Raw genomic sequence first — 4,520 nt, forward strand, 5'->3', positions numbered from 1 at the left:
ACTATGTGGTTTTGCTAACTTCTCATCAATTGCAATCTTACTGGGTGGTTTAGGTAGCTTAGCACCGTCACGTCGTGCAGACATTGCCAGCATGGGTATTAAAGCGGTACTTGCTGCTTCTTTAGCTAACTTAATGAGTGCAACATTAGCCGGTTTATTCCTCGGTTAATCGATTGACGATTGATAGCTTGTTGTTATAACAGTTATACAATCATGTATTGCTCCAAATTGTTGATAGACAGTTTGGGGCATTTTTTAGCGGCATAAATTATTATATTCATAACGCTATTTATCTGCTGTGGCGCAACAAATCACAAGCTTACACAGCCATACATTTAATATATTGTTTTATTGTTGTTTATTTGCACATTGTGAGAAGTCGGTCTGTTCTGGCGGCATTTATTGCTTGATTTCTTTGTCACTTAGCGTAACTTTAGAACTGTAGTTTAAACCAATTTTACATGAAGTATTTTTGGTGTTTTTCGTTAAATATCGTTTATTTGAACTTCAAATAGAAGTGGATAATAAGTTGTATTAACGCGGTTATAAGGATATTAATTGATAGTCATATCAAGTCTTCACGGAACCAAGTCCGCATAGTTATTCTTCATGGATATTTGTCTTAAAGATAGTTATGTTGATAGTTAGATTAATGCTTCGTTTTATATAAGTATTAATTATTTATACGTCATCTATTTAGCTTACGTTATAGTTTAAGTTAAGCTCCTCTTTATCCATATAAATCCAGAATAGCTACCGCTAGTAATTAATATTAATTACTAGGCTTTCACTATTGGTTTTTTACACTATATATTTTTAAATGTAATTCGGAGACTTAATATGAGTAACTTTAAAGTAGCTGCACAACGTGCATTAAGCATGATGGACCTAACTACACTTAATGATGATGATACAGATGCGAAAGTCATTGAACTGTGTCATAAAGCAAAAAGCGCTGCGGGTAATACCGCTGCTGTTTGTATTTATCCTCGCTTTGTTCCTATCGCACGTAAAACGCTTAAAGCAATTGGCGCTGAAACGGTAAAAATCGCGACGGTAACGAATTTCCCACACGGTAACGATGATGTTGCTATCGCAGTCGCTGAAACCAAAGCCGCTGTTGCCTATGGCGCAGATGAAGTTGACGTAGTTTTCCCTTACCGCGCACTCATGGCGGGTAATGCGGAAGTTGGCTTTGAACTTGTTAAAGCGTGTAAAGCGGCATGTCCTGCTAACGTTCAGCTTAAAGTTATCGTTGAAACGGGCGAACTTAAGACTGAAGCCTTAATCCGTCAAGCAAGTGAAATTTCAATTGATGCTGGTGCAGACTTCATTAAAACATCGACAGGTAAAGTACCTGTTAATGCTACGCTAGAATTCGCGAAGATCATGCTTACTGTGATCAGCGAGAAAAACACTGATGTTGGCTTCAAACCAGCCGGTGGCGTTAAAAATGCTGAACAAGCAGGCGAATACCTTGCGCTAGCAGAATCAATCTTAGGTAAAGACTGGGTGTCGCCAGCAAAATTCCGTTTTGGCGCTTCAAGCCTACTTGCTAACTTATTAGCTGAACTTGAATTAGCTGAAAAACCTAGCGATAGCAGCGGTTATTAATTATCTAGTTCTCGGGTTCGATAAATTTATATCATTTCGTATTGATTAAAGACGCTAAGCACGCCGTAAACCCATCCATGGGGGCTTGAGGCTGGCATCCATGCCTGCAACAGCTTGCTTACTTTAATTAATACTGTACTTAATTTATTCGTTCCTAGTTTTTAAAGTTAAGCTTTTTCCGATTCAAGGAGTAGATAGTTATGTTTATACCGCAAGAGATTATTCGTCGTAAACGTAATGGCGAAATATTAAGTCATGCTGAAATTGAATATTTTGTTAATGGAATTACTGATAACAGTATCTCGGAAGGCCAAATCGGCGCCTTTGCCATGGCCGTTTATTTTAATGACATGAACATGGAAGAACGTATCGCGATCACATCGGCAATGCGTGATTCTGGTGATGTATTAAATTGGGATGCGATGCAGCTCAATGGTCCTATCGTAGATAAGCATTCAACCGGTGGTGTTGGTGATGTTATTTCATTGATGCTTGGTCCTATGGTTGCGGCTTGTGGCGGTTTTGTTCCGATGATCTCTGGTCGTGGTCTAGGCCATACTGGTGGTACATTAGATAAACTTGATGCTATTCCGGGTTACCAAACCACGGTTGATAACGCGCAATTCCGCCAAGTTGTAAAAGACAGCGGTGTGGCGATTGTAGGTCAATCCGCAAATTTAGCACCTGCAGATAAACGCTTATATGGTGTACGTGATATTACCGCGACGGTAGAGTCTATCTCGTTGATCACGGCCTCTATTTTATCGAAAAAATTAGCGGCTGGTCTTGATGCGCTTGTCATGGATGTTAAATCGGGTAGTGGTGCGTTCATGCCAACCCATGCACAATCAATTGAGCTGGCTAAAAGTATTGTGTCTGTAGCGAATGGCGCAGGTTGTAAAACATCGGCACTCATTACTGATATGAACCAAGTATTGGCTAGCAGCGCAGGTAATGCGGTTGAAGTGCGTGAAGCAGTACGTTTCCTTACCGGCGAATATCGTAATCCACGTTTGTTCGCGGTTACCATGGCGCTGTGTGTGGAAATGCTCTTATCGGCAAATCTAGCCACTGATGCTGATGATGCGCGCAATAAACTACAAGCCGTATTAGATAACGGTAAAGCAGCGGAATTATTTGGCACTATGGTGACAGGTTTAGGCGGTCCAGCAGATTTTGTTGACAACTATGACCTACACTTACCAAAAACAGACATTATTCGTCCGGTATTTGCAACGCAAAGTGGTTACCTAACCGAAATGGATACACGTGGCTTTGGTATGGCTGTTGTTGCTATGGGTGGTGGTCGTCGTGTAGCGACAGATCAAATCGACTATGCCGTTGGTTTATCTGACATTGCAGCACTTGGTCAGCAGTTAGATGCACAAACACCAGTGGCAATGGTTCATGCTCGTAGTGAAGCACAATTTGATGCAGCACAAGCTGAGATCTTGAACGCGATTCATATCGGTGATACGCAACCAGCAGCAAGCGCAGATGTTTATCAACAAATTCGACTTTCTGATGTCTAACGTTTAGTACAAGACAGCAAAGTCGATAACGAACAGTACTGTCTATAATGAATAGTACTGTTTATAAAGAATAGTTAATGGAAATAGGTCAGTGTGATGAAACGTACAATTATATTAATGTTGGATTCATTGGGTATTGGTGCTTCGGCCGATGCCGATAAATTTGGTGATGTAGGTAGCAATACATTTGGTCACATAGCGCAATGGTGTGCTGAAGGTAAGGCAGATATTGGTCGTGAAGGGCCATTACATATCCCTAACTTAACTAAGCTTGGTCTCGCTCATGCGTGTGCTGACAGCGTGGGTTCATTCCCTGCGGGCTTAGACGAGAACGCTGAGATTGTGGGTGCATACGGTTACGCACAAGAGATCTCTAGTGGTAAAGATACGCCTAGTGGTCACTGGGAAATTGCCGGTGTACCGGTACTGTTTGATTGGGGTTATTTCTCTGATACTGAAAACAGCTTCCCACCGGAATTATTGCAGAAACTAGTAGAACAAGCAGACTTACCGGGTTATTTAGGTAACTGTCATTCTTCTGGTACTGAGATCTTAGAATTGTTGGGCGAGGAGCACATGGCTTCTGGCAAACCAATTTTCTATACTTCGGCAGACAGTGTATTCCAAATTGCTTGTCACGAAGAAAGCTTTGGTCTAGAACGCTTACTGAAGTTGTGTGAATTAGCGCGTGAATTATTAGAACCGTACAATATTGGTCGTGTTATTGCGCGTCCATTTATCGGTAATGATAAGAGTGACTTTGCTCGTACTGGTAATCGTCGTGATTATTCAGTGTTACCGCCAGCACCAACATTACTCGACCGCATGGCGGAATCTGGTGGTGAAGTGGTGAGCGTAGGTAAGATTGCTGATATTTACGCGCAGCAAGGTATTACTAAAAAAGTCAAAGCAACGGGTCTTGAAGCGCTGTTTGATCTGACGTTAGAGCAAGTAAAACAAGCCGGTGATCAAACCATCGTATTCACTAATTTTGTTGATTTTGACTCTTCTTGGGGTCATCGCCGCGATGTTGCTGGTTATGCGAAAGGGTTAGAGTATTTCGATACCCGTTTACCTGAGCTACTGGCGATCTTAGATGAAGGTGATGTTGTGGTATTAACGGCCGATCACGGTTGCGACCCTACAGCGCCAGGTACAGACCATACGCGTGAACATATTCCTGTGATCTTCTATGGCCATAATGTGCCAAAAGGTCCATTAGGTTTACGTGAGACATTTGCAGACATTGGTCAGTCAATTGCGGCTTACCATGGTCTACCAAAATTAGACTACGGCACGAGCTTTTTATAAGCAGGCGTATACTAAGTAATGATTTTATAAACGATTATTATAAATAATAATTTTATAAACAAG

The 4,520-nt window shown here is 41.5% G+C and carries 4 protein-coding genes; all 4 read left to right on the forward strand.

The features are described from left to right. Nucleotides 1–169: nucleoside transporter C-terminal domain-containing protein (locus tag QNK26_RS03725; RefSeq protein ID WP_319220923.1), on the forward strand; the 169-nt coding region annotated here is incomplete at its 5' end. A 671-nt stretch (nucleotides 170–840) separates the two neighbouring features. Further along, on the forward strand, nucleotides 841–1,614 hold the full coding sequence (gene deoC, locus QNK26_RS03730; RefSeq protein ID WP_319220920.1) for a deoxyribose-phosphate aldolase: 774 nt from the start codon (nucleotides 841–843) through the stop codon (nucleotides 1,612–1,614). A 200-nt stretch (nucleotides 1,615–1,814) separates the two neighbouring features. After that, on the forward strand, nucleotides 1,815–3,146 hold the full coding sequence (gene deoA / locus QNK26_RS03735) for a thymidine phosphorylase (protein WP_319220921.1): 1,332 nt from the start codon (nucleotides 1,815–1,817) through the stop codon (nucleotides 3,144–3,146). 96 nt (nucleotides 3,147–3,242) lie between these two features. Further along, a complete protein-coding gene (locus tag QNK26_RS03740; RefSeq protein ID WP_319220922.1) occupies nucleotides 3,243–4,457 on the forward strand; it encodes a phosphopentomutase in 1,215 nt (404 codons plus the stop codon). Nucleotides 4,458–4,520 lie beyond the last annotated feature (63 nt).

This window comes from Moritella sp., from assembly GCF_033791185.1.
Classification (GTDB): domain Bacteria; phylum Pseudomonadota; class Gammaproteobacteria; order Enterobacterales; family Moritellaceae; genus Moritella.